This window comes from Hydrogenovibrio thermophilus, assembly GCF_004028275.1.
GTDB classification, from domain to species: Bacteria; Pseudomonadota; Gammaproteobacteria; order Thiomicrospirales; family Thiomicrospiraceae; genus Hydrogenovibrio; species Hydrogenovibrio thermophilus.
Map to the genome: position 1 here is coordinate 2,153,467 of NZ_CP035033.1, position 26,909 is coordinate 2,180,375.

Here is a 26,909-nt window from a genome sequence, read left to right on the forward strand (position 1 = left end):
CGTGCGTTGGATTGGGCAACAGGAACAGCCGAACGGCTTTTATCTGATTGAGGTTGAACAAGACGACGAGACCGAACGTCCGGTCAACTTCGCCGTCACCGACGGCGAACGACAGGCTCTTTTATTCAGGCAACAGGGGAATAAACTGCTGTTCATGACCGAACAGCCTTTTCCCAAACCCGCCGAATTACAACCGAAAAACACCCAGGCCTGGGCGTTTTTAAACGACCTCACCGCAAGCTTATCCCCATCGCAACCGGTGTTGATTACCGGAAGCCATCAAGCCTTAGCCACGGTATTTTATCTGGCCGACCGGTTCCGGGAAACGTTTGATGTCCGCGCGGTATTGGCCAGCGAATCGGCCTTTCCCTTTGTGGTGAAACCGGCCCGTTTCTTATTCCCGGATTTTCCGGCTCAGGCCATTGGTGCCGCGACCCTGTTGGAGGATTGGAAAATCCCCAACCGGCTGTGCAGTGAAGCCGCGTTACCGGGCTGTTTCGATGGCCGCCTCGGCGACCTTTGGTCACAATGGACGCCACCGCCGCATTGGCAACAAGTGGACTGCGACCACCTGCCCACCACCGCGTGAGACCGACCAACACCGTCTAAACAATTCGACCGGCTGTCGCGGATTGCGGAAATCGATACGGCTTATTTGTCGGCTTATTCCACTTCGCTGGACTGACGTCGCAACTCGTGGGCGTATTCTTCCAACAACTTGGCGGCGCGATGCGACTGCTCCGAATGCACCACCCCCAAAGCGGCGCTGATCAGCATCTCCAACTCTTCGAAATGCTCTTCGCCGATGGCGTCTTTTTGTTCCTGGTTCAACATCCGTTGAAACCGGGCCACCACTTCTTTCGCATGGCCGTGATAATGCATTTTCGTCATGATGAAATTCCTTTCGTTCAGTTCAAATGAAGCCTTGGCTTCAGTCTTCTTTAAATACGTCTTCGCCGCTGCTGAGAATCAACGGATCGGGTTGCAAAATGTCTTCGTTCTTATCGTCGTAAGGGAAATAGTTCAACACATAACGCATGGCTTCCAAGCGCGCGCGTTTCTTATCGTTCGACTTGATGACCGTCCAAGGCGCTTCATTGGTATTCGTGTAAAAAAACATGTCTTCCTTGGCACGCGTGTAGTCCTCCCATCGGTCCAGGGACGCCAAGTCCATTGGACTCAACTTCCATTGTTTCAACGGATCGTTTTTGCGTGCGTTAAACCGGCGTAGTTGCTCGTCACGCCCCACCGAAAACCAAAACTTCATCAAATGAATCCCGCTGGCGGTAATCATCCGTTCGAACTCCGGTGCCTGGTGCATGAACTGATTGTATTGCGGCGGGGTACAAAAGCCCATGACCCGCTCCACGCCCGCACGGTTATACCAGGAACGGTCGAACAAAACCATTTCGCCGGAGGTCGGCAAGTGCTGAATGTAGCGTTGAAAGTACCATTGTCCTTTTTCGGTTTCGCTGGGCTTGTCCAACGCCACCACACGTGCGCCACGAGGATTAAGGTGCTCCATAATCCGTTTGATGGTGCCACCTTTCCCGGCCGCGTCACGCCCTTCGAACAAAATGATCAAGCGCTCCCCATTGTGCTTGATCCACTTCTGCAATTTCAACAACTCGATTTGCAACTGTTCTTTGGTTTCTTCGTATTCCGAACGGCTCAATTTTTCTTTATAGGGATAATTTACGTCGCTGGATTTGATTTTCTTCATGAAGCTTCCTCTGACTCAAAACGTTTTCGATGAATGACCGCAACCGATGCAACCAATTTTTTTAGGTGTATTTTTTTCATTCTACGCCCGCCGACCGCTCAGTACCATAAAAACCATTCAATTGTCCGGAATAAGGCGCGCTTATCCCGGCAAGAAGCCGACAGCCGACCTTGGAAATGTTAAAATGAACGTTAAGATTATTCATGATTCACGCCTTCCAATCCGCAGGAAACGAGATGAACAACACACTGCTCAGCCGCTATCAACAGGTTTTAAACCGAATCGAAACCGCCCGTAAAGACAGCGGTCGCCATGACCCGGTCACTCTGCTGGCCGTCAGCAAAACCAAACCGCTGGCCGACATCGAAGCCCTGGCCGAGGCCGGACAAAAAGCCTTCGGTGAAAACTATGTGCAGGAAGCCTTGGAAAAAATCGCTCAACGACCGGATTTGGAATGGCATTTTATCGGCCCCATCCAGTCCAATAAAACCAAGCCTATTGCCGAGCATTTCCAATGGGTACACAGTGTGGATCGTTTGAAAATCGCCAAACGTCTGTCGGCGCAAAGACCACCAGGCCTGGGCGATTTGCAGATATTACTTGAAGTGAACGTCAGCGAGGAAGCTTCCAAGTCCGGATTCCGACCGGAAGAAATCCTCGACGTGACCGAAGAAGTGATGGCGTTGCCAAACCTCTCGTTGCGTGGTTTGATGGCGATTCCGGCCCGTACTGAGTCAATGGAAGCCCAGCGCGAGCCCTTTCGCCAACTGCGCGACTTGCTGACGGAAATGCAACAGCGTTTTCCGCAGGCGCCATTGGACACTTTGTCGATGGGCATGTCCGCCGATCTGGAAGCGGCGATTATGGAAGGCAGCACCCTGGTGCGGATTGGAACCGATATTTTCGGCGCACGCAACTACGCCTAGTCCGCCAAAAATCCGAAACCCAAATCCAAAAACGAAAAAGCCGAACATTTCTGTTCGGCGCTCTCCTTTTTGAACCGGCACGAAAACTGCCATACCGGCCATCGACATCGTGCCTTTTCTAAGCGCGGCACGTATCCCGATTAATAACGTTATCGGCCGATTACTCGGTATCTTGAGTGGTTTCAGCCGCTTCGCTATCAGCGCTTTCGTTGCCGGAAGCGTCATCCATTGAATCAAACGTCGGGCCGGCCGGCACTTCAATACCACTCGGCTTTAAGGTGACCGTATCCAACCCGGCCGCGTTCGCCAACTGGTCGTGGAATTCTTTCACACGGTCATACCAGGTTGCAGCCTGACCTTCTTCTCCGGCACGCTGCGCCAAACTGTCGGCCAGCCATTCATCGAATTTTTCACGTGCGTTGGCAAAGAACTCGTCCAGCTTCTCAACAGCATCCTGCATATTCTGCAGATAAGGCGGTAACTGAGCGATTTGACCGCCCGAAACGGCGTCACCGGTTTCGGTATCCTGCACACCCTGATACGCCTGAGCCTGCTGATAATTAGCCGCATACATTTCGGTTTTCTGCATGTCCAGACTGAAGGATTGAATCTGCCCGAAGTCGATTTCAAGCTCTTGCGCTTTGGCAAAGGCCTTTTCGATATCGCCGTTGAAGAATTCATTCGACAAGGCGTCCACTTTCTCGAACACATCGAAAATGGCATTCAGTTCGTCTTCGTTCAAATCACCTTGTACCGAAAAACCAAAACGTTCTTCAAACGCGGTGGCTTCCATTTCTTCGGTGCTTTCAAAATAACGTGCGCCGGACGGTCCTTCTTCCTGACCGTATTCACTTTTGTAGGATTGGTATTGAGCATACAACTGACGGAAGTCGACCTGTACCGTATCACCTTCCTGCGTTTGAATCTGCATCGTCATGGTTTGACTGTAGGCGTAAGATTGCTGGTATTGGGTACTGCCAGAAACCGCCTGCAAACCTTGAGGGGAAGCGGAAAAGAAATCCGACAGGTTCGGCAGTGCCTGACTGTTTTCCAGCGCCTTTTCATCGGCTTGCTGACTGGCTTTGAACAATCCTTCCAAACCATTGGCGGACTTGTTGTTCGACGCACTATTCAGCAACGAACTGATGTAATCGTTTTGTGGCTTAATGAGTGACATACTAATCTTCCTTTTCTGACAACGTTTCACGATAACACTCGTTCATGACAAGGCTCGGAAACCACACTGGGCTATTGTTATTATTCAACACCATTTGATTATATTTTCGGTGTGTATCGGTTTTAACGGCCAAAACGAAAAAGACTTTAACGATTTTTCATTAAAATCAATCAATTAGATTTAAGTCCCTTTCCAACGCCCATTCTATAAGGTTTTAAGGCGACGTTCAAATTCGAACATCCGCACTTTTTCGAATCAAATATTAATTTTCTTTATTAATCAATAAGAAATAAAAACCTTAATTTCATTGATGAATTTATCAACCTACGCTAATATACTTATATAAAAAATTCCATAATAATCAACGCATAACAACCTGCGACAGGATGGACGGCAACATGAACCCAGCACACCCTGAAACACACGCCCCTGAAAACGAATACATCGTTCCCGACAATATCGCTCTCGTCTCCAAGACCGACCTGCACGGCACCATTACCGAAGTGAATGATGCCTTTGAGCTGGCCAGCGGTTTCAGCCGGGAAGAGTTGATTGGCCAACCTCATAACATCGTACGCCACTCGGATGTACCCAAGCGGGTGTTCAAAGACATGTGGCACACCCTGAAAATGGGGGCGACCTGGTCGCAAGTGGTGAAAAACCGCCGCAAAGACGGCGGTTACTACTGGGTCAAAGCCAATGTGTCGCCCATTTATGAAAACAACCGGCACGTCGGGTATCTATCGTTTCGGACCCACGTCTCGGAATCCGAGAAAGCCGCCACAGCCGAAGCCTACCGCCAAATCAATGCCGGAAAACGTCATATCCAGTACGGTAAAGTCTATCAAGGCATCAACTGGCCACAGATGAATTGGATGGCTCAAATGGCGCCGCAATGGCAACTGACGCTCTTGATGACGGTTTTTGCCGTCATCCCGTTTATCTGGCTGACGCAACACTTTTTGTCCGTCGGATTATTGGCGGCCATCAGCGCCATGATGTTGATTCCCGCCTTTCTTTACGGTTTACGGCTGTCCCGTTTTCAACAAAGCATTCAAAAAGCCCTGCAAAATGTCTCCGCCAACGAACCGATCAATATGAGCTGCCATCGCCCTAAACACTTCGTCGGGCAACTCATCAACCCAGTGATTTCAGCCGCCATTTCGATTCGCTATGCGATTGAAGACAATCAGGCCAAAGTCGATGAAGCGGCCAAACTGCAAACCGCCATCAACCAGATTTCCAGCAATTTGATGATTACCGACGCCAACCTCAACATCGTTTATATGAACGATGAAATGCAGCGTTTCATGCAGACGGAAGAAGCCAAGCTCAAAGAGTATCTCCCACAATTCGAGGCCGGCAACCTCATTGGCCAGAACATCGATATTTTTCACCACAACGCCCAGCATCAACGTCAATTGCTCAACGAATTGAAAGAGCCTTATGTCGCCAACATCCAAATCGGCGACACCCATTTGGAAGTGAACACCATTCCCATTTTCAATCGTGCCGGTAGCCGCACCGCCACTTTGGCGGAATGGCGAGATAAAACCCAGGAAATCCAGTTGATTAACCAGGTACAGAAAACGGTCAACGCGGCCAAAAACGGACTGTTGGATCAACGCATCGACCTGAGCCGTGTGTCGGGGCTGGCCCGAGAGCTAAGTGGCGCCATCAATGAAATGATGGAAACCATCGAACACCCGATCAGCCAAGCGGTGGACCTAGGGGTCGCGCTCTCGGAAGGCAATTTGACCCAGCACATGCAAGGTGAATTCAAAGGCCGATTCGCCCTATTACAAGACAGTCTGAATGTTGCCGTGGAAAATCTCTCCAATATGATGAACCAGACCCGCATCGCCATCCATAATGTCAACACCTGCGCCAATGAAATCAGCCAATCCAGTTTGAGTTTGAACGAGCGTACTCAGTCCCAGGCCGCCTCTTTGCAGCAAACCGCCGCCAGCATGGAACAGATGACCTCAGCCGTACAACAAAACGCCGATAATGCCGGCAAATCGAGTCAGGTCACCCAGACCACCGCACGCCAAGCGGCGCAAAGTGAAACCGTCATGAGCAAAGCGGAAGACTCGATGAAGCAAATTCACGAATCCAGCCAGAAAATAAACGAAATCATCGGTTTGATCGACAGCATCGCTTTCCAAACCAATCTATTGGCGCTGAACGCCGCCGTGGAAGCCGCCCGTGCCGGCGAGCACGGCAAAGGCTTTGCCGTCGTCGCCGGCGAAGTGCGTAGTTTGGCGGGTAAAAGTTCGGAAGCGGCACGTGATATTCGCCAGTTGATTGAAGACACGGTTTCCAAAGTATCGGAAGGCACCGACCAGGTTCGTGCCTCCGGCGAAGAACTGCATAACATTGTCGCCGCCATCGAAAACGTTAACGAAATGATTGACGACATTGCCGTGTCCAGCCACGAGCAATCGGAAGGCGTCAAACAAGCCAACCAGGCCATCGCCGACATCGACAGTGCCGTTCAGGAAAATGCGGCACTGGTCGAGGAAACCACCGCCATGGCCGAAGACCTCAGCGGCATGGCGGAGTCCATGGAATCCAATGTCGCCCAATTCACCTTGAAACCGCCCACACACGAACACAATGCCCTGAAAGTCGGTAACTTCGACTTTGCTGCTGCTCGCCGCGCGCACCGCCAGTGGCGAGTCAAAGTACGTGCTTACCTGAACGACTTCGAGATCGACTTCAACCGACAATCGGCCGATGACCCGACGCTCTGCCCCCTCGGCACCTGGCTCTATCAAGAAGGTCAGACGTATCAAAGCTTGCCGTCTTTTCAGGTACTGGAAAAATCCCACGCCAACCTGCATGCCTTCATCGGCCGCATTTTCGATTTGAAAGACATCGGCGATATGGAACAAGCCAATGACGAAATGCAAAAACTGGAAGGCCTCAGTCTCGAAGTGATTGAGCACATTCATGCACTGGAAGATGAAATATCAATGGGTGAAAGCCGACCGCAAAAAGCCATTAAACCTGAAATTCAAGCGCCTGAATCCAGTCAACCACAGCCGAACAAGGTTACCCGAATCCACCAGGCCTCGGCGCCGATTAAACAAGAACACCCAGACCTGGATCTCGCCGCCGCCACGCCCCAGTCCCCCTCGGAACCGGAGGACGACTGGAACGATTTTTAAAAACCACATTTGTTCCTCAAAGTGAAAAACGCCCCTGAAAGATGGATTTAAGGGGCGTTTTTGTTTGCAAACGCCGTATTTTCCCTTATGCTTAGACCGTCTTAGTTTAAACCGTTTTACCCGATTACGGAGAGTGTGCATGTTCGAAATTGCAAAGCAGCGATTAGGAGAAGTCTTCAAACACATTGAAGTGGACGAAGAGGTCATCAACCGGTTATCGGTTCCGAAACGTTCCATCAAAGCCAGTATCCCAGTACGAATGGATGACGGCAGTTTGCAAATATTCACCGGTTACCGCGTGCAATACGACGACACTCGCGGTCCGACAAAGGGCGGCATTCGTTATCACCCGCGCGTCAATCTGGACGAGGTCACCTCCCTGAGTTTCTGGATGACAGTCAAATGCGCCGTGGCCGGGTTACCCTTCGGCGGCGCCAAAGGCGGCATCACCGTGAACCCGAAAGAACTGTCGCAATTGGAAATCGAACGTTTGTCACGTGGCTACATTCGCGCCTTTGCCGATGTGCTGGGGGAAACGCGGGACATTCCCGCACCGGACATGTACACCAACGCCACTATCATGGGGTGGATGGCCGACGAATATTCCGTCATCGCCCGCCGCCAGATTCCCGGCATCATCACCGGGAAACCGCTGCACTTGAATGGATCGGAAGGCCGCACCCAAGCCACCGGACAAGGTGCCTTGTTCTGTCTGAGCGAATACGCCCGCCGCCAAGGCTGGGACATTCAAAACACCACCATCGCCGTGCAAGGCTTCGGTAACGCCGGTTACCATTTCGCCCGTCTGGCGCAACAGGCCGGCTATCGCGTCATTGCCGTGTCCGATTCAAAAGGGGCGGTTTGCACCGCCAGCGGACTAAACATCGACGACATCAAACAATTCAAAGACGAAACCAGTGAATTGAATTCCGTCTATTGCGACGGCTCGGTCTGCAATGTGATCGAACACGAAACCCTCACCAACGAAGAACTGCTGGAAATGGACGTCGATGTTTTGGTGCTGGCCGCCATGGAGAACCAAATCACTCAGGAAAACGCCGATAAAATTCGTGCAAAAACCCTATTGGAAATCGCCAACGGCCCCATTTCCCCTCAAGCGGATGAAATCCTGCAAGCGAAAGGCACCCAAGTCATTCCCGACGTACTCGCCAACTCCGGCGGGGTGACGGTCAGTTACTTCGAATGGGTCCAGAATCGTTCCGGCTTTTATTGGGACGCCGACGAAGTGGAAAGGCGCCTCGATAAAATCATGCGACGCGAAGCCAACGTGATTTACGATTTGGCGATTCGCTATCAAACCAGTTTAAGAACCGCCGCCTATATTCACGGCATCGACCGCCTGGCCGGCGCCATCGACCAACGCGGCAACCATAAACTCTTCAAAAAACCCATCTAATTCCCCCATCCGACGGACTGTTTTTTCAGTCCGTTGCCGCTATAATAGACACCCAATTCCCATTTGGACAGGCTTGGCAAACGGTACAGACCGTGAAACGCCCAACCAGCCAACGACAGACACGAGGTGATTTCTATGGATTCGACAATCTGCTTTATCGGTGCGGGCAATATGTCCCTCAGCCTCATGGGCGGCTTGCTGGCCAGCGGCTACCCGAAGGATAAAATTCTGGCGACCGACCCCAGCGCGGATCGACGCCAGGAAGTCACCCAGTCACTCGGCATACCCTGCCTGGAAAGCAATACTGAAACCGCCGCTCAGGCCGACATCATCCTGCTGGCGGTCAAACCGCAACAGTTGGAACCGGTCTGCAAGGAACTGGCCGACACGGTGAAAGCGAAAGGCGCACTGGTGATTTCCATTGCGGCGGGTGTCCGAACCAGTGACATCGCTTTCTGGCTGGGTGGCGAAGCGGCCATTGTCCGCACCATGCCCAACACCCCGGCCCTGATTCGCAGCGGTGCCACCGGCCTGTTCGCCACTTCGGCCGTTTCCGACAGCCAGAAAGACCAAGCCGAAAACATTCTGCGCGCGGCTGGCCTGACGGTTTGGGTGCCGCAGGAAAGCGACCTGGACATTGTCACCGCCATCTCCGGCAGCGGCCCGGCTTACTATTTTCTGTTTATGGAAGCCATGCAAGCCGCCGGCCAGAAACTCGGACTGGATGAGTCCACCGCCCGTCTGCTAACGATTCAGACCGCATTCGGCGCGTCGAAAATGGCCCTGGAAAGTCCGGATGATTGCGCCACCTTGCGCCAGAAAGTGACGTCGCCGAACGGTACCACGGAAAAAGCCATTCAGACATTCGAACAGCACGACTTACGTGCTATCATTGAGGAGGCTATGACCGCCGCGAAAGATCGCGCCATCAGTCTGGCCGATGAATTGGGCACGACCCACAACAATTCCTAATCGAGTACACAGGAGCAAAGCATGTCCCCAGTCGGTGAAGGCGGTTTATTTCTCATTCAATTTTTAGCAGGCCTGGTGATTTTCGTCTTGATTCTGCGCTTTTTCATGCGGGCCACGCATGTGGACTGGCGCCACCCGATCGTCAACTTTGTCGCCAAAGTCACCAACCCGCTGTGCGCGCCCTTGAATCTGGCGTTACCGAAACCGGGCCGCTGGGACTGGAGCGCGCTGCTCACCGCCATGATTGTTCAAGCTTTGTTCGTCGTACTACTGGGCTTCTTAACCGACCGCAGCTTCTCCGTCGGACTGATTGCGATTTCCTCGGTGACGGAAATTCTCAATCAAATGCTCGACATGATGTTCTGGTTAATCATCATTCAAGTGGTGTTAAGCTGGGTATCGCAAGGTTACAACCCGAATACGGCGATTTTCTATCAACTGGCCGAACCGATTCTGCGCCCTTTCCAAAAAGTGATTCCGCCGATCGGCGGCCTGGACTTATCGCCGATTGTGGCCATCATCGCCATCAAGCTGACCCAAATTATTGTGGTGGGGTCCATTGCTCAACTGGGGCAAAGCTTACTATAATAACGCCACGCTGGCGGTTTCTGGCAAACCGTCGGCCACCCCGTCTCATGGCACGTTCATGGATGAACCCTTAACTCAACGAAGATTGTAACGCAACAGATGACAGATTCGATTGGCCTCGTCGCGCCTCAAACAATGCATGTTTCGACCCCTCTGGAAATGGTCAGCGGTTCCGTATTGCCGGAATACGACCTGGTGTACGAAACCTATGGCACCTTGAATGACGATGCCTCCAATGCCGTGCTCATCTGTCACGCCCTCAGCGGCAACCACCATGTCGCCGGTCAATACGAAGGCGAAAAAGCGCGCGGCTGGTGGGACGGCTATATCGGCCCCGGCAAACCGATCGATACCGATCAATTTTTCGTGGTGTGCTCCAACAACCTGGGCGGTTGCCACGGTTCCACCGGCCCGGCCAGCATCAACCCGGAAACCGGCAAGGTCTACGGCCCGGACTTTCCGATTGTCACCTGTAAGGACTGGGTACACAGTCAAAACACCCTACGCGAGCATTTGAACATTGATCGCTGGGCCGCAGTCATCGGCGGTTCGATGGGCGGCATGCAGGTCATGCAGTGGGCCATGGACTATCCGGATAAAATCCGCCACGCCGTCGTGATCGCTTCGGCCCCGAAACTTTCCGCGCAAAACATCGCCTTTAATGAAGTGGCGCGCCGCGCCATTATGACCGACCCGGATTTCCACAACGGGCGTTTCATTGAAATGAACACCACCCCGAAACGTGGCTTGGCGCTGGCTCGCATGTTGGGGCATCTTACCTATTTGTCGGACGATATGATGGGCTCGAAGTTCGGTCGAGAACTACGTGAAGGCAAACTCAAATACAATTTCGACGTCGAATTCCAGGTGGAAAGTTACTTGCGTTACCAAGGCGAAAAATTTGCCACCAAACAAAACTTCGACGCCAACACCTACCTGCTGATGACCAAAGCCCTGGACTACTTCGACCCGGCGTCGGAATACGACGACAACCTCACCGAAGCCCTGGCCGGTGCCACGGCGAAATTCCTAGTGGTCTCCTTCACCACCGACTGGCGTTTTTCGCCGGAACGTTCGCATGAAATCGTCAAGGCGTTGCTCGATAACGACGCCGACGTCTGTTACGCCGAAGTCAGTTCGCAGCACGGTCACGACGCCTTTTTATTGCCGAACGACCATTACGAAGGCGTCTTCCGCACTTACATGAAGCGGGTGCTGACCGATATTCAGGAAACGTCCAACACGGAGGAGCACGCATGACTTTCAATCACATCTCCCCCGAATTCAAATTGATTGCCGATTGGATTGAACCCAACAGCCGCGTGCTGGACTTGGGCTGTGGCGAAGGTCAATTATTGGCCTATTTGAAACAGACCCATAACATCACCGGCTATGGCATGGAAATCGACCCGCAAAACAACATCAAGGCGATTGAAAACGGCATCAACGTCATTCAAAGCAATCTGAACAGCCACGATATTTGCGATTATTTCGATGAAGACTCATTCGATTTCGTCATTATGACCCAGGCACTGCAAGTGGTGAGCCGCCCGGATTTATTGCTGGACGAAATGCTCACCGTCGGCAAACAAAGCATTATCACCTTCCCGAACTTCGCGCACTGGCGCAACCGCGCGCAACTGTTCTTCGGCGGGCGTATGCCACAGAACGCCAGCTTGCCGAACCCCTGGTATAACACACCCAATATCCATCTCTGCACCTTCAACGATTTCGAAGACCTCTGCGAAGAAAAAGACATCGAAGTCGTGGCCCGAACCGTGGTCAACAGCAAACACCAGCCGTCTTTGGCGATGAAGTTCGCACCGAACTGGCTGGGTGAAATTGCCCTGTATCAAATCCAGCGTAAATAAAGTTTTTGTCATTTGACAAACATGAAATTTTTGTTAAGATTTCACATCCAAAATCAATAATAATTATCATTTATTTTATGAATCCAATTACAAAGCTCAATCAGGAAACCGTCAGCCTCGCGGATTGCCGCCAGGATCAGACCTGCCGCATCCTTGCCTTGACCGGCGATTTGGCCTGCAAACTGCATTTGGTCAACCTGGGCTTTCATACCGACAGCCACCTGAAACTGAGCATGATTCGCAATCAGTGCTACATTGTTTCCGTGGACGGTAGCCGTTTTGCATTGGATGCCAGCCTCGCCAAGAACATCCAGGTTCAACTGCTTTCATGAAACGACCGCTTCCGAATGCAACGCCGCATCATATCGCGTTGATCGGCAGCCCGAATTCCGGGAAAACCACGCTTTTCAACCGCCTGACCGGGGCCAACCAGACCACCGGCAACTGGCCGGGTGTGACCGTCGAGAAAAAAGTCGGTCATTTTCAAGTCGGCCATGAAGCTTATCAACTGACCGACCTACCGGGCATTTACAGCCTGGAAAACTCCTCCCATTCAGGGCTGGACGAACAGGTCGCGCGCGACTTCCTGCAACACGAACACCTGGATTTACTCATCAATGTGGTCGACGCCACTTGCCTGGAACGCCAACTGTTCCTGACCGCACAACTGCTGCACATGGGGCTGCCGGTGGTGGTGGCGTTGAATCGAATGGACCGCTTGGAAAAAGCCCACCTCGAAATTGACATCGACACTCTGTCCGAAAAACTCGGCTGCCCGGTCCTGCCGATTTCCGCCTATTACAATCAAGGCATCGACGAATTAAAAGAAAATCTACCAGGCCTGGCGGAAAAGCATACACCCCTGCATTTCGACCTGCCGGATGCCCTGCACCACTCGGTTCACAGCATCCGCGACCGTTTGTATGACGAGCCCAGTGCCGAGTCCTGCTGGCTGGCGTTGCAATACTTGATTGACCCGAACAAAGCGCCCTTTTCGTTACGGACCTTTGCCGCGGACGAAAAGCAGCGCCTGGAAGACCATTACGATGAAGAACTGGCCCTGATTGCGGCCGATTTATATTTCCAATTCGCCCACGAGGCTGCACACACCAGTCAAACCCATACCGACAAATTCACCCGCGACACCACCTCGATTATCGACCATTGGGCGCTACACCCCTGGCTGGGCATGCCGATTTTCCTCGGCATCATGTACTTGATTTTCGCCTTGTCGATTACCATCGGTAATGTCTTCATCGACTTTTTCGACATCGGCGCTCAAGCCTTATTCGTGGATGGCCCGGCTCAAGTGATGAACGCTCTGCACAGCCCCGAATGGCTGACAGTATTACTGACCCAGGGTGTCGGCGGCGGCTTGCAAGTCGTAGCGACGTTCATCCCGGTCATCGGCGGCCTATTCCTACTCTTATCGATACTGGAAGAAACCGGTTACATGCAACGCGCGGCGTTTATCATGGACCGCTTCATGCGCCGCCTCGGTTTGTCCGGCCAAGCGTTCATTCCGCTGGTGGTCGGTTTCGGCTGTAACATTCCGGCCGTGCTCGCCAGCCGTACCTTGCCGGACGAACGGGTTCGCATTATGACGGTCATGATGACGCCATTTATGTCTTGCAGCGCCCGTTTGACGGTCTATGTGCTGTTTGCCACTGCCTTCTTCGCCGATAACGCCACACTGCTCGTGTTCTCGCTGTACCTCATCGGAATCTTAGCCGCGGTCGTCACCGCGCTTTTGCTGAAACACACTTTGCTGCAAGGCGAAACCGCTCCGCTGCTGATGGAACTGCCGACTTACCACCGCCCGTCACTGATGAACATCGGGCTGAACACCTACAACAAAATGAAAGGCTTTATTTTCGGCGCGGGTAAAATCATCGTTGTCATCGTTTTACTGATTAATGTCTTCAACAGCCTTGGCACGGACGGCTCGTTCGGCCATGAAAACCAGTCGGATTCGGTCTTGAGCAGCATTGCCAAAACCGCGACCCCCATCGTCGAACCGCTGGGCGTGAATGAGGACAACTGGCCGGCGACCGTCGGTTTATTGACCGGGATTCTCGCCAAAGAAGTCGTGGTCGGTGCGCTGGATGCGCTGTATCAATCCATGGACGAAGTGCCGCAAGCGGAAACCACCGACGAATACGACTTCTGGGGTGAAATCGCCACCGCTTTCCAGACGATTCCGGAAAACCTGCAAAAATTCATCACCGACCTGACCGATCCACTTGGTTTGGAAGCCCTCACCAGCACCTCCGATTCCGAAAAAGCGGCCGAAGAACTGGACATCGCCGCCACGACATTGGATAAGATGGTCAAACACTTCAACGGTGAAGTCGCCGCTTATGCCTATTTGCTGTTGGTCTTGCTGTACTTCCCGTGCGTGGCGACCTTCGCCGCCATCAAAAAAGAACTGGGCTGGCGCTGGGCCAGTTACAGCGGCGTTTGGAGCCTCTTCCTCGGTTACAGCGTGGCCGTAAGCTTCTATCAAATCATGACGTTCAATGCGCACCCGGTTACCAGCAGTGTTTGGCTGGGGATTTTCGCCGCCGGTTATCTATTGCTGTACGCCCTCTTGAAACGCATCGGCCAAAAGTCGTATCATTCGATTAATACCCAATTTTAACCACGGTGGGGTCCAATGATTCTATTGGAGCTGAAACGTTACATCCGAACACACCAAAATGTCACAGAAGAAAACATTCTGAACCATTTTGACATCTCCCCCGATACGCTGGAAGGCTTGATTCGCCCCCTCATCGACCAAGGCCACATCAAGGAGTCTTTCGCCCAGGCCAGTTGCGCCAGCGGACAATGCCAATCCGGCTGCGGACACAATGACGCCGACAAACACTACTTCTGGACCGACAAACGCCACAAATCCCTGACGATTCCATTGGAAATCCAACCCGCCGCCCATTAAAAATTTTTTACCCCATTCCGGGAATTGGCATTGACTTTGCATGTAGGTTGGACAACTATAATGGGCACCTCGATTAACCCCGAATAAAATTCTGCGGGACTTAAAGGTCACTTATTCTAGGCGCGACTCGCCGGTCTTAGTCATTCTATGGCCAAGAGTCGTAACAACGAAGAAGTGGTCTTTAAGCCCCGCCCGAAGGGGCTTAGCCAAGTTCGCCAGTTCTACGTTGTGAACGTTTGCAAGGTCTAGACATTCCTTCACGTTCACGCCTTGATCTGACAAACTTGGCGTTGCCAGAATTCATTGGGGGTTAATCGAGGTGCCCTAATCCTACAACGAAACGAAGTAGCACCGCTCCCATGAATAGATGGTTTCAAAAAGGCAATTCCAGACGGTTTTTCCGAATCGACATGCCGGTTCGGCTTTTCATCACCCCGTCGTCTCCGATTAAGGATCGGGAAATTTATGCCACCGGCGTCGATTATTTTCCGCCGATTGTCCAAAAGCTGATTGCCAAACAAAAAAGCGACACCTTGTATTGGTTGGGCCGCATCCAGGATCAAAAAGTCCTGGTGACCGAGCTGTTCAACGAGGTCATCGACTTTGTGGAGTTTTTCGGCGAGTGCGCCAAGTCGCTTTCCCAGGGCATCAACCCCCGTCTGGACCCAAAGTACTGGGTGCAGATCAATCAGAAGAAACAAGGCTTCCAAAAGGTCGAGGCGCTTCACCAGTCGTCACCGAAGACCTACCGTTATTTCAAGATGATTGAAGAGAAATACATGACGTTTCTGGAGTCGATGATTCACAGCATCACCCACTCCACGGCCAGCCAGTTCGAAGCGAACATCCAACTGCCCTACGCCTTTAAAATCGACGAAACCATCGAGCTGTTCAAAAACGAGAAATTCGCCAAAATTCCACTGGTGCAATCGATTTATTCGCTGTGCTCCCTGATGGATACCTATCTGGAAGCCTATCGCCAGATCAACGACGACAATGTGATGCGACAATATCCGCAGGAATGGCGGCTGCAACAAGCCAACGTCAGTGCCTCAGGCCTGGCGGTTTTACTGAATAAGCGTTTTCAGCCCTTCGAAAAAGTCGATGTGTTTTTCTATTTCCCGTCCCACGACAAAACCTTGCAGTTCAGCGGCAATATTGTCGATATCCGCACCATCGACGATGCCTACAAGGAACGGGTCGCCATCAACTTTGAATTTCCGGATGGCAAGAGTCAGGATTTCCTGCAAAATGAAATTCAGCGCTTCGAAATCGAAGAATGCATGCACTTTAACTTCGCTTAGAGGAATTTGATTACACTATGCCAGGTCGCAATCACACAGTCGAAGCCGGATTTTTGGACGCCCTCCCCGCCTCCTATCGAGACGCGGCCGCCGACCTCCTGCATTTCTATCGTCTGAGTCAATTGCTGGACATGCGCCAGAACGGCGTTTACCCGGAAGTTCAGGATCGCTTCGACCTGAAACCGATACAGTGGTTTGAAATTCTGGACGCCGTCATCCTCACCAAAGTGAGCTATTTCGACGTCACCACCCAAATGAGCCCCAAACACATCAACAAACTGTTGGAAATCACCGCGTTTGCGTTACACCATCCCGGCGCGCCCTTATCGGAAATCTACCAACTGGTGGAAAAGGATTATCATTTTTTCGCCGACTGGCTGAAACAAGTGCAGGAAGTCCGTATGGAGTTCGTCAAACACGCCAAAGCCAAAGGCCTGCTCTAGCAACCTCTGATTCAATCAGTGGCTCCAACAATCAATAGAAAATGTCAGAACAGTGCCAAGCCGTTCTTTGACGCCAAAGACATGGCGTCCTGCAGTTCACGGTGCTGCTCGAACAGCGTGATGATTTCGGCGTGCTCACGGCTGAGAAACTCGAACTCCACCCCGATCTTATAGGCAAACTCGCTGTTTTTCAGCGCCTTATTCAATACGATTTTGCCGCGGCACACCAAAATATTATCGTCCAATTGCATGAAAATATTCATGTGCGCGAACTTTTCGAAGGTCTCGTTGGTGTTGAAACTGAAACCGCCCGCACTGATATTAACCGGCATCACCGGCCAGGAACCCGGGTCGGAAATCGAATGGTAAGCCTCTTTCAAGCGGGCGAAAACGGTTTCGTAAAAATTGAGTTTTTGAATCAATAATTCCAGTGCTTTGGCGGGCAAAATGCCGCGTTCGCTTAATTCACCTAAATTGGATACGTAATCGGTCTCGTCGAAGTTCGGTTTGATTTTACGCGGAAACAGGAAAATTTTACCGTCGATGCTGTTCTGCACCGACTCAATCAACTCATGAAGGTGATCGCTGACCTGCAGGTAAAAGCCCTCGATCAACGGGCCGACCTTGGAAACGTTACTGACTTCCGGCGGAGTGATTTTGCGGTCTTCGCGTAACCGGAACTTATAGTCGTGGCGTAAACGCGGATCGTGCCCTTCGATGATGTCGTCCAGCAACCAGGCCATGTAATCGATGCGGTGATTCAGCATGTGGAAAATCCGTAACGCATCGGATGTCGGCGAAAAAGCCTCGCTCAACAACTCCCGAATGTCATGATCCAGTTCTTCAAGATGAAACGCTTCCTGACGTTTAATCAACTTATCGCGGTTCACGCGCAAATGACGGCCCTGCACATCCACTGTTTCAAAATACAGCGGAATCTCCACATCGTATCGAAAAAAACGTCTTACATTCGCCACTCTTGGGCCGTCCTTTATTATGCTTGCTTAATCGTGATTCTAGCCAGGCCTGGTCATTTTTCGACCACTGTATTTTTATATCAGCAAATGGCGTTGAATGAAATGGGCAATATCACGGACTTCCTCGGCACACACCTGATGCGGCATCCCCGGATAGACGTGCCACTCCACCGCCCGCCCGAGCGTTTGCAAGGCGTCGCGTGACGACTCGGCCACGGTGAAAGGGCAAATCGGATCGGCCGTCCCATGCCCCAGAAAAATCGGGCAGGCATCCGGCTGGACATAAGCATCCGCCAGCGCATCCTGATGCGGAAAATAAGTCGACAACCCCATGATACCGGCCAGCGGCGCTTCATAACGCAACCCGGCTTGCAGGACAATCACCCCGCCTTGCGAAAACCCAGCCAGCAGAATGCGCTCGCTTGGAATCCCTTTCGTCTGTTCCGCCCGAATCCAACCGTGTACTTGGGCCAGACTTTGCTCAATACCCGGCCAATCAACCTGTTCCGTTAGATGAATGGTCTTAATGTCATACCAGGCCGTCATGGGTTCCCCCAAATTCACGGTGACCGGCTGCACCGGAGCATTCGGAAACACAAAACGAATGCCATGGTCTTCCGGTAACCCCAGATGCGGCAACAACCCTTCAAAGTCATGGCCGTCGGCTCCCAGACCATGCAGCCAAATCACGCTGGCGTTGGCGGTTCCTTGGCGGGGTTCAATGATAATGGGCGGTTTTCCTTCCGGCATTCGAGTTCCTCATTCCCTGTTCACGTCCGTTGATTGTCGATATTTTACCCAAACCCGCGCCTGCTCCGCCAACTTTCCGGCGCAAGATGCAATGTTTTTCATTTGCGGTACGGATAGGCTAAAATAGCGCCTTTAATCACACCGGGGATGGCCGACCATGTTTCGCTTCCAAAATGCAGGTTCTCAACACATAACGCGCAGGGCAACGGCCGTCAAAGCGTTATTCGGTGTTCTATTGCTTGCCATTGGCAGCATCAGCCTTTCCGGCTGCGGAAAAAAAGGGCCGCTATACCTGCCTGAAAAACCGCAGGAAGTGACCGAGGAATCGTCCACAACCGAGACGGCCACCGACAACGCGGCAGCCCCAGCGCCCGATACAGAACCGACCGAACAATCGACCGAACCCAAACAGGAAACACCATGAGCCAAATCCCACAACCTTTCCATTATCAGAACGACACCCTTTATGCCGAAGGCTGCCCGCTGGAGAGTCTGGCTCAGCAATACGGGACCCCGCTGTACGTTTACTCGCGTGAAGCCTTTGAAGAACGCTGGCAAGCGTTCGACACCGCTTTCGGCGACCAACCGCATCTGGTCTGCTACGCGGTCAAGACCAACTCCAATCTGGCGATTTTGAACCTTCTGGCACGCCTGGGTTCCGGCTTCGACATCGTCTCGCAAGGCGAGTTGGAACGCGTCTTGAAAGCCGGCGGCGATCCGGCCAAAGTGGTGTTTTCCGGTGTGGCGAAAAAACCGGCTGAAATCGAACGCGCCTTGACTGTCGGCATCCGCTGCTTCAATATCGAATCCCACGCCGAGTTGGACCGCATTCAATCGGTCGCGCAGCGCCTCGACATCGTTGCGCCGATTTCGATTCGCGTCAACCCGGATGTCGACGCCAAAACCCACCCCTATATTTCGACCGGCTTAAAAGACAACAAGTTCGGCGTGGACATCAACACCGCCCCGCAACTCTATGCCGATGCCCAAAAACTGTCTCATATCGATATCATCGGCATCGACTGCCACATCGGTTCGCAACTGACTGAAATCACCCCGTTTGTCGATGCGCTGGAACGGGTTTTGAAGCTGAAAACCGCTTTGGAAGCACAAGGCATTCACCTGCACCATCTGGACTTGGGCGGCGGCTTGGGCATCCAATACACCGACGAGCAGCCGCCGGCGGTGCGCGATTACATCCTGGCGATTCTCACCAAATTGAATGACCCGTCGATTGAAGTCATTATCGAGCCGGGCCGGGCCATTGCCGGAAACGCCGGCGTTCTGCTGACGGAAGTCGAATACCTTAAACCGACCGAGCACAAGAATTTCGCCATTATCGATGCCGCCATGAATGACCTGATTCGCCCGGCACTGTATCAGTCCTACCAGACCATTCAGCCGGTTACACAACGCAAAGACGGTGACGAGGCCGAATGGGATATCGTGGGGCCGGTATGCGAAACCGGCGACTTTTTAGGCAAAGACCGCCGCTTGAACTTGAAAGCCGGAGACATCTTGGCGGTCATGTCATCCGGCGCCTACGGTTTCACGATGAGTTCGAACTACAATACTCGCCCGCGCGCGGCCGAAGTGTTGGTGGACGGCGACCAGGCTTATGAAATCCGTCCGCGCGAAACCTACGACGATTTGATGGGATCGGAAAAATTATTACCTACCGTCTAAAAGATAAGAAATTTCCGGGCTAGTTTTCCGGGATTTCATAACGCCCGGCCAACCAAAGATGAATGGCACTGAGTTGCTCGGACGTCGGCAGCTGGTTTTCTCCCTGACGCACCCGCGCCAGCTTGGGCATTTCTCCCGGCGCGTCTCCCTTCGACGCCGTTTCGGACAGGTGCAACAAAATGCCCACCAATTCGCCATGCAACTGCCATACCCATAACGCGGCTTTACCGGCTTCGTAATCCGGCCAATCGGTCAACCAGTAGTGATTCTGCAAATGGCTCAAGGCCTCCCATTCGGCTTTTTGCGTCAAACGCACCGGATGACTGCACAAGTCCTCCGGCGGCAATGTGTGCGATGCGGATTCGGAAAACCACCAGGCCTGGTAGATTTTCTCCACATCCACCAGATAACGACAAGCACCGATGGCATCCAATTCGGACGCCGGTACGTGTAACCATTCGGCCGCGCGATAAACATCCTCCAACTGGGCAATCAAGCTTTGGCATTGCATCGGCCGACACGGCAATTGCGCCAGGGAACGATGCAAGCGGGAACCAATCAGTTGCGGAAAGCGTGCCGCCAAGGACAAGGCCATGGAATTCACCCTTGGCAAGGTTTGCAAGCCCTCCAAACGGTCTTCATCCATCACGCAGACTTCCACAAAATCGGAAATTTCTTCGGTCACATACCGTAAGCGCAACTTGCGTAGAAACTGCACGGTTTCCTGCTTGCCCGGCCAGCCGATTTCCGCCACCATCTGAGTACGTTTATCGTTCAACAATGCAACGATTTCCGCCTCCGGCAACCCGGAGGCAACCAGTCGCCACGCCAGCATCGGGGAATGGTCCAATAGCTCCAGCAATTGCGGATAGCGCCCCACATAATGCAACAGCGCCAATTGATGGGTCGGGAACAAGGCACAACTGTCTTTGACCCAATTGGGAATCTGTTTTCGCCAAGCACCGAGTTGACCGTAATCCGGCCAACTCAAAACGGCCAAGTCGTCGGGATAAGCCGGTACCGGTTCGGAACCGACCATCATATTGTCCCAGCCGGGAATGCCTAAAACTCCCATTTTCGGCATCCACTGACGCCCATCCACCCAAAGCACTTGGGCATCGATATCCCAATAACAGTGTTTGGCCAACTGTTTCTGTTGAATGGACAAGGCGGGTTTCATCATAGGACTCCGTCTTACCAGCTTTTGCCGACTTTAAAGAAGAAGGACTTGAGGTATTCGGTTTCCGGAATCGCCGGATGCACCGGATGATCCGGCGCTTGATGACATTGGTCGAACAACTGGATTTGACGGTCGACATGACGACTGGCTTGCTGAATTTGATTCAGCAAAGCGTCACGACTCATATGATGCGAACAGGAAGCCGACACCAGAATCCCATCGGTGTTCAATAAACGCATGGCCAATTCATTGATGCGGCGATAGCCTTCCGAACCGGCCTTGAAATCTTTCTTACGTTTGACGAACGCCGGAGGATCGACGATGACCACGTCGTATTTATGCGCTTCGGTCAACAAGGCTTTCAACACATCAAACGCATTGCCTTCGACGGTGATAACGCGATCAATCACCTCGTTCAGCACGGCGTTTTGTTCCAAACCGTCCAATGCAAAGGCCGAAGCATCCACACAGGTGACTTCCGAAGCACCCGCCACGGCCGCTTCCACGCCCCAGCCGCCCAAATAACTGAACACGTCCAGCACCGTCTTGCCTTTCACCAATGACTGCAAGCGTGAACGCGCCGAACGGTGGTCGTAAAACCAGCCGGTCTTCTGACCGTCTTCGGCGGGAATCACAAAACGGGCGCCGTTTTCTTGCATCTGAATGGATTCCGGTAAGGTTCCGATGGCCACTTCCGTGTACAGCGGCAGCCCTTCCAGTTCACGACTGCCGGTATCGTTACGCAACACCAATGCCTGCGGGTGATACAGGTTCTCGATGGTTTGCACCAGTTCGTCTTTCATGGCTTCCATACCCGCCGTGGTGATTTGCGCCACGAAAACGTCGCCGAAACGGTCGATGACCAAGCCCGGCAAACCGTCGGATTCACCAAAGACCAAACGATAATAAGGCGCATCGTAATTCAGTTCACGCAGAGCTTGCGCGGCTTGAATGCGTTTTTTCAAAAACGCCTGATTGAAGGATACTTTCGGGTTACGGCTCAACAGACGCCCGCAAATCAAGGTATTCGGATTGATGTAGGCCACACCGATGGCTTTTCCGTTGGCGGCTTCCACCGTCACCACCTGCCCGGGTTCGAAGTTTTTCAACGGTGAGACCTGCGTATCGACCTCGTTACTGAAAATCCACAGATGGCCTTGTTTGAGACGTTTTTCTTCGTTCTTTTTCAGTCTTAAAACCGCTTCGGTCATAGTGTTTCCTTAAGTGAATTTGGTGCCCTAAACAAAAAGGGCATCGAGCCCGCAGCGCAACGGCCGCGAGGCTTTATGCCCTTTTGAAATAATGCGACGAACGTCGGCTTACTGGTCGATCATCGCTTGATAGTCTTGGTCCGATAGAAGGTTGTCCAATTCGGACGCATCGTGCGGGGCGATTTTGAACAGCCAGCCGCCATCGTAAGGTTCGTCGTTGACCAGTTCCGGCTCGTCTTCCAATTCGGTATTCACCTCGACGATTTCACCGCTCAAAGGCGCAAAGATATCGGAAGCGGCCTTCACCGATTCCAACGACATGATTTCTTCGCCCTGGGAAATGTCGGTACCGACTTCCGGCAGGTGCGCCGCCATCAAATCGCCCAACGACTCCTGAGCGAAATCGGTGATACCGACAACGGCTTCACCGGATTCATTGATATACACCCATTCATGCGACTCCGCATACTTCAAATGATTTGGTAAAACGCTCACGGCGATACTCCATACAATTAAATTCGAATCTGCCGCAAATCATACCAAAAAACGCGATAAAAAACCGATAAAGACCGGAAGCGGAATCCAGCGAAAAAACCACCAGGCCTGGTGGTTTTCGGACGAAAGGGAGGTTACAGGGTGCGGTCGATTTCCACCCGGTTACGGCCTTGCTGCTTGGCCAGGTACAGCGCTCGGTCGGCGCGTTTATAGAAGCTTTGCAGGCTGTCATCGGCTTGAAGCTGCACCACCCCGAGACTGATAGTGACCGAAAGCCGTCCTTTGTCGACCGCCAAATCCGCCACGGCTTCACGATAGCGTTCCGCCAGAATCAAGGCGCTTTCCAACTGGGTGTCCGGCAGCATGACGGCGAATTCTTCGCCACCGACCCGGCAGACTTCGTCCCGGGCACGCAGCAGACTTTTCAGGGTTTGCGCCACTTCCACCAGCACCTTATCGCCCATATCGTGGCCGTGGGCATCGTTGACCTGTTTGAAGTGGTCGACATCTAGGAAAACCATACAGAAAGGGTTCGGACGTTCAGCCATGACCTTCTGAAGGTATTGATTGAAATAATGCCGATTGTGCACACCGGTCAATTCGTCGTGCACAATCAAGTGTTCCAAGCGGCTCTTATAATGTTCTTCTTCGGTGATGTCGGTCATCAGCACACTGACGTAATCGGTTCCGAAGTGCGACGAAATATCGGTGGCTTTGACCAAAAAAATGTAATCCCGGTCGTGCCATCGAATCTTGGCGTAGTGCGATTTATCCTTGTTTTCCACCACATAATCAAACCAGTAGGTGCCGTCCATATAGCGCCGCAAATAGCCCTCTTCCGGCACGAACAGCTCGCAGATGCAATGATACGACTGATGAAATTCCTCGACGTTCTGAAAGGTATCGAAGAATTCGAAAAACCGACGGTTGGCGAACAGAATGCGGCGATGGTTCGAAACATACACGATTTCCGTCGACGTATCGAACACCTCGAAGAAAAAGCGTTTTTCCAGCTCGGCCTGACGCTTGAAATACATCATCGCCAGCAGGAAAATCAGCAACAGCACGATGAACAGGGTCATAACGATGAACTGCTTCTGGGTATCGTACACGTGGATGAATTCAAAGCTGTCCAACGGCTTCAAGGTGACCCAGGTCGCCATCGGTTGACCGCTGAGATCGGAAATATGACGAGTCACCACCAGGTAACCGTCAAACACCATATAACCGGAGTGCTTAAACGCACGTTCGACCCCGTAACGTTCAATCAACGCGACATCCGGTTCGGTGGCATCGATATTCGCCACATAATAATCATCGATGAATTTGCCCGTGAAGGCGTTGGTCAATTGCTTACGATAGCGTTTATCCACCAGCACCACCGAATGGACATGACTCATTTCCGACAAGGCCTGGTCGATGGAGTCGATTTGCGAAATCACATCCACCATCCCCAAAAACCGGTCGTTATCATCGAAAATCGGCACCATGGATTTAAACGTCAAAGCAAACTTTCCGACACTGAAGTTATTGATCCGGCGCGGGTTTTCAATCATGGAAGCGATATCTTTTCGCACCGGAGTCAGGTTGTCGCCTTTTTTAGTGGTCCAACTCCGCGCCAAACTCACACCGTTTTTGTCCACCAACTGAATCCACACCCCTTTGTATTTGGTCAGGGTCTTTAACTGATGGGTGTAATGAGCCAGTTTTTTCTGTAAATCTGGGTCACCGTTGAGCAAAGCATTTTTGAAATTCGGCGGCGAGGTCATCGCCACGGCCAACGCCTGGGTAGTGTTTTGCTTTTCTTTGATCAAGACATCGACTTTTTCAATCAGGGACGATTGATAGAATTGGAATTCCTGATTGCGCGCCTCGTCGACCTGCCATGCGTAGAGCATATAGACTACCGGGGAAAGCAACAAAGTTCCCAATAGCATCAGCCAATACAAATGCTGGTTGATCAGGCGAAAAAAGTTCGGCATAGAATAGGCTTTAAAAAATAAAGGAAATTGTCCTGTTTTTCGGCTCCCGCGTCCAATAAAAGACTGAAGTACAAGAATAAAATAAACTAATTTTACTCCCTTGACCAGCTTCTTGAACCTGTCAGCCCCAAGCCTTATCGCCAAGTTCCTGAATCACCGAACGCAGTTCATAGCTGCAAGACATCCATATGGGTATGACTTTTGAACTGCTGAGATTCCATTTTTTGCAATACATCACTCAATAACCGTACCGCCTCGGTAATGTACGGACCTTTATTCAACATCACGCATTCCGCACGTTGCGACATAGCGGCATCGGTGATTTCCGGGCGCGAAATACGCCCGTCTTTGACAAAGGATTCCATCACTTGCGTGGCCCAAACAACAGGAATATGTGCCGCCTCACACACCCTTAGAATCTGGTCTTGCACTCCGGCCATGCGAACACTGCCTAACTCCACCGCCAAATCCCCCCGCGCCAACATCACGCCCAGTTCGATATTCCGCGCCAAGCCGACGGCCAAAATCGTCGGAAGCTGACGCACGGCTTTCGCCGTTTCGATTTTCGCCAGAATCGGCAAAGGTTCCACGCCTTTTTCACGCATCCGGTTATGTAACCGTAAAACATCTTCCGCGCATTCGGTAAACGACAGACCGACCATATCCGCATGCTGACAAACGAAATCGAGATCATGCTCATCTTTGTCGCTGAGTGTCGGTAACGCCAAATCCGTATTCGGAAAGTTGAGGCCCTTTTCCGGTTTCAAACGGACGCCGCCCGGCCCCACCTGAGTCATATCAATCAGCAGGGCCTCATCCCGTTTAGCCATCACCTCACCGCCCATTTTGCCATCATCAAACCAGACGCTGTCACCGATGGACACCATCGCAATCACATCCGGGCAAGTGACTGTCACCATGGCATGCACCGACAGGCCAAAGACCGCTTCCATCTCGGGAAAACGCGCTTTATCACGGCACAGAAGCACTTTGTCATGTCGGTGAATTTTCGGGTAAACGCCTTTTTGGCCCTTTTGCCCGCTTGCGAATTTTTCACGTGTTTTTTGCGATGCCGCCTGGCCGACCTGAATCTCCCCGGTGCGGATTTTGTGCCCCGCCAAATCCATCAAAATCGGACAGGTGACACCCAACGCCTCGGCCTCACCACGAATATGACGAACCATTTTTGACCAGGCCTGGTCATTATCATGTGCACAATTAATACGGGCGCAATTCATGCCCGCCGCCAAGAGCGACTCCACCAAGGCCGGGTGATCGGCCGCTTCGGAAGGCAGGGTCACCAAAATGTATTCGCTCCGGTTTTCTGGCCGAGCACCGAACAAACGACTTGCCCGCTTTTGCAACGCATGATAACCGGCTTCATATCCCAAGCACCATTCGGCCTTTTCAGGGACATAAGCCATCCCCTCCACCGCAAGCGATAGAACATTTAACACCGCATCGATATTGGACAGCACATGCGGCTCCACTCGCCCCAAGGACGACAGCCCGGCCGCCGCTAATCCCGATTGCAGCGCATGAAGATTTTCCCGGCGCATGACCTGATAATTGAGCAGATTATGCAAACTGAACAGTCGTCCGTCGTCGTTTGTTTGCACATCAATTGATTGCAACTCTGTTTGCGTCTCGCTCAGGATACGCGTTCTCAAAGCTTTCAAACGAACGAATAAACTTTCCAGGGAAACGGCTTCTCCCGGCTTCATTTCAAAATGCGTCATACCCACCTCGCTTCCAAGCCAACATCGTTTCAGAATAGCCACCGAAATTGACAACCAAATGAAACCTATTGGATTTTCCCAGGCGTCACAACAACGCACTTAACAGCGGTTCTGTGCTTTTCGGCGGATTCTGCTGTTAATACGCCAGCGAAACCCTTATAATGAGCGCGTTTCAAAAACACTTCCCATAACGCGCCCGTAGCTCAGCTGGATAGAGCGTTGCCCTCCGGAGGCAAAGGTCTGGGGTTCGAATCCCTTCGGGCGCGCCATTACACAGCCTTTCTTATCCATCAATAACGCATTCGGCCATACTCTCCCCTAGCCGGGCTATAAAAAATTACTTAGTTTTTTAGTGGA

General features: G+C 52.2%; 25 protein-coding genes and 1 tRNA gene. 16 read left to right on the forward strand and 10 right to left on the reverse strand.

Annotation, left to right across the window (positions count from 1 at the left end; all coding sequences use genetic code 11):
* The first annotated feature begins 1 nt into the window (after position 1).
* Positions 2-589, forward strand: a complete 588-nt coding sequence (locus EPV75_RS10095; protein ID WP_128385304.1) for a hypothetical protein — start codon at positions 2-4, stop codon at positions 587-589.
* A gap of 74 nt (positions 590-663) precedes the next feature.
* On the opposite strand, the gene EPV75_RS10100 is transcribed toward EPV75_RS10095, so the two are convergent.
* Together EPV75_RS10100 and ppk2 are read right to left on the reverse strand one after the other, a co-directional pair.
* Positions 664-891, reverse strand: coding sequence for a hypothetical protein (locus tag EPV75_RS10100; protein ID WP_029938776.1), 228 nt, complete (start codon positions 889-891; stop codon positions 664-666).
* 40 nt (positions 892-931) lie between these two features.
* Complete coding sequence (gene ppk2 / locus EPV75_RS10105; RefSeq protein ID WP_029938777.1) at positions 932-1,723, reverse strand: polyphosphate kinase 2; 792 nt, start codon at positions 1,721-1,723, stop codon at positions 932-934.
* A 236-nt stretch (positions 1,724-1,959) separates the two neighbouring features.
* On the opposite strand from ppk2, the gene EPV75_RS10110 reads away from it, so the two are divergent.
* Positions 1,960-2,649 carry a YggS family pyridoxal phosphate-dependent enzyme gene (locus EPV75_RS10110; protein WP_128385305.1) on the forward strand — a complete coding sequence of 230 codons (690 nt, stop codon included), beginning with the start codon at positions 1,960-1,962 and terminating at the stop codon, positions 2,647-2,649.
* 160 nt (positions 2,650-2,809) lie between these two features.
* Here EPV75_RS10110 and EPV75_RS10115 read toward each other — a convergent pair whose 3' ends face one another.
* Entirely contained in the window at positions 2,810-3,826 is a 1,017-nt protein-coding gene (locus tag EPV75_RS10115; protein ID WP_128385306.1) for a hypothetical protein, read from the reverse strand.
* 398 nt (positions 3,827-4,224) lie between these two features.
* Between EPV75_RS10115 and EPV75_RS10120 the strand changes: the two genes are divergently transcribed.
* From EPV75_RS10120 to EPV75_RS10170, 11 genes are all read left to right on the forward strand, one after another.
* On the forward strand, positions 4,225-6,999 hold the full coding sequence (locus tag EPV75_RS10120; RefSeq protein WP_128385307.1) for a methyl-accepting chemotaxis protein: 2,775 nt from the start codon (positions 4,225-4,227) through the stop codon (positions 6,997-6,999).
* 139 nt (positions 7,000-7,138) lie between these two features.
* Positions 7,139-8,416, forward strand: a complete 1,278-nt coding sequence (locus EPV75_RS10125) for a Glu/Leu/Phe/Val family dehydrogenase (RefSeq protein WP_029938781.1) — start codon at positions 7,139-7,141, stop codon at positions 8,414-8,416.
* 135 nt (positions 8,417-8,551) lie between these two features.
* The gene (proC, locus tag EPV75_RS10130; RefSeq protein WP_128385308.1) at positions 8,552-9,388 is read left to right on the forward strand and encodes a pyrroline-5-carboxylate reductase; all 837 of its coding nucleotides are present in this window, start codon (positions 8,552-8,554) and stop codon (positions 9,386-9,388) included.
* Between the two features lie 21 nt (positions 9,389-9,409).
* Positions 9,410-9,976: a YggT family protein gene (locus EPV75_RS10135; RefSeq protein WP_128385309.1), complete on the forward strand. Its 567-nt coding sequence runs from the start codon at positions 9,410-9,412 to the stop codon at positions 9,974-9,976.
* A gap of 99 nt (positions 9,977-10,075) precedes the next feature.
* Complete coding sequence (gene metX / locus EPV75_RS10140; protein WP_128385310.1) at positions 10,076-11,236, forward strand: homoserine O-succinyltransferase MetX; 1,161 nt, start codon at positions 10,076-10,078, stop codon at positions 11,234-11,236.
* A complete protein-coding gene (gene metW, locus EPV75_RS10145) occupies positions 11,233-11,847 on the forward strand; it encodes a methionine biosynthesis protein MetW (RefSeq protein WP_127119298.1) in 615 nt (204 codons plus the stop codon). Before metX ends, metW begins: the two co-directional genes overlap by 4 nt.
* A 77-nt stretch (positions 11,848-11,924) precedes the next feature.
* Entirely contained in the window at positions 11,925-12,179 is a 255-nt protein-coding gene (locus tag EPV75_RS10150; protein ID WP_029938786.1) for a FeoA family protein, read from the forward strand.
* Positions 12,176-14,488, forward strand: a complete 2,313-nt coding sequence (gene feoB, locus EPV75_RS10155; protein WP_128385311.1) for a Fe(2+) transporter permease subunit FeoB — start codon at positions 12,176-12,178, stop codon at positions 14,486-14,488. Before EPV75_RS10150 ends, feoB begins: the two co-directional genes overlap by 4 nt.
* A gap of 15 nt (positions 14,489-14,503) precedes the next feature.
* A complete protein-coding gene (locus EPV75_RS10160) occupies positions 14,504-14,785 on the forward strand; it encodes a FeoC-like transcriptional regulator (RefSeq protein WP_127119296.1) in 282 nt (93 codons plus the stop codon).
* Between the two features lie 359 nt (positions 14,786-15,144).
* Positions 15,145-16,089 (forward strand): PilZ domain-containing protein, encoded by a 945-nt coding sequence (locus tag EPV75_RS10165; RefSeq protein ID WP_128385312.1) that lies wholly within the window; start codon positions 15,145-15,147, stop codon positions 16,087-16,089.
* Positions 16,090-16,106: 17 nt separating this feature from the next.
* On the forward strand, positions 16,107-16,532 hold the full coding sequence (locus EPV75_RS10170; RefSeq protein WP_029938790.1) for a hypothetical protein: 426 nt from the start codon (positions 16,107-16,109) through the stop codon (positions 16,530-16,532).
* 44 nt (positions 16,533-16,576) lie between these two features.
* Here the strand turns inward: EPV75_RS10170 and EPV75_RS10175 are convergent, their stop codons facing one another.
* Positions 16,577-17,509, reverse strand: a complete 933-nt coding sequence (locus EPV75_RS10175) for a PilZ domain-containing protein (RefSeq protein ID WP_128385313.1) — start codon at positions 17,507-17,509, stop codon at positions 16,577-16,579.
* Positions 17,510-17,584: 75 nt separating this feature from the next.
* Positions 17,585-18,259: an alpha/beta hydrolase gene (locus tag EPV75_RS10180; protein ID WP_128385314.1), complete on the reverse strand. Its 675-nt coding sequence runs from the start codon at positions 18,257-18,259 to the stop codon at positions 17,585-17,587.
* A 157-nt stretch (positions 18,260-18,416) separates the two neighbouring features.
* Between EPV75_RS10180 and lptM the strand changes: the two genes are divergently transcribed.
* Both lptM and lysA read left to right on the forward strand, forming a co-directional pair.
* Positions 18,417-18,683 (forward strand): LPS translocon maturation chaperone LptM, encoded by a 267-nt coding sequence (gene lptM, locus EPV75_RS10185; RefSeq protein ID WP_128385315.1) that lies wholly within the window; start codon positions 18,417-18,419, stop codon positions 18,681-18,683.
* The gene (gene lysA, locus EPV75_RS10190) at positions 18,680-19,945 is read left to right on the forward strand and encodes a diaminopimelate decarboxylase (protein ID WP_128385316.1); all 1,266 of its coding nucleotides are present in this window, start codon (positions 18,680-18,682) and stop codon (positions 19,943-19,945) included. The genes lptM and lysA overlap by 4 nt, the downstream gene beginning before the upstream one ends.
* A gap of 19 nt (positions 19,946-19,964) precedes the next feature.
* On the opposite strand, the gene EPV75_RS10195 is transcribed toward lysA, so the two are convergent.
* The 5 genes from EPV75_RS10195 to EPV75_RS10215 all read right to left on the reverse strand — a co-directional run bounded on the left by EPV75_RS10195 (position 19,965) and on the right by EPV75_RS10215 (position 26,552).
* Positions 19,965-21,128, reverse strand: a complete 1,164-nt coding sequence (locus EPV75_RS10195; protein WP_225972317.1) for a hypothetical protein — start codon at positions 21,126-21,128, stop codon at positions 19,965-19,967.
* Positions 21,129-21,139: 11 nt separating this feature from the next.
* Positions 21,140-22,336: a class I SAM-dependent rRNA methyltransferase gene (locus tag EPV75_RS10200; RefSeq protein ID WP_128385317.1), complete on the reverse strand. Its 1,197-nt coding sequence runs from the start codon at positions 22,334-22,336 to the stop codon at positions 21,140-21,142.
* 108 nt (positions 22,337-22,444) lie between these two features.
* Positions 22,445-22,831 carry a glycine cleavage system protein GcvH gene (gene gcvH / locus EPV75_RS10205; RefSeq protein WP_127119289.1) on the reverse strand — a complete coding sequence of 129 codons (387 nt, stop codon included), beginning with the start codon at positions 22,829-22,831 and terminating at the stop codon, positions 22,445-22,447.
* A gap of 134 nt (positions 22,832-22,965) precedes the next feature.
* Positions 22,966-24,813, reverse strand: coding sequence for a sensor domain-containing diguanylate cyclase (locus tag EPV75_RS10210; protein WP_128385318.1), 1,848 nt, complete (start codon positions 24,811-24,813; stop codon positions 22,966-22,968).
* 167 nt (positions 24,814-24,980) lie between these two features.
* Entirely contained in the window at positions 24,981-26,552 is a 1,572-nt protein-coding gene (locus tag EPV75_RS10215; RefSeq protein WP_128385319.1) for a pyruvate kinase, read from the reverse strand.
* Between the two features lie 192 nt (positions 26,553-26,744).
* Between EPV75_RS10215 and EPV75_RS10220 the strand changes: the two genes are divergently transcribed.
* Positions 26,745-26,821 (forward strand) — tRNA-Arg (locus EPV75_RS10220).
* The last annotated feature ends 88 nt before the right edge of the window (positions 26,822-26,909 follow it).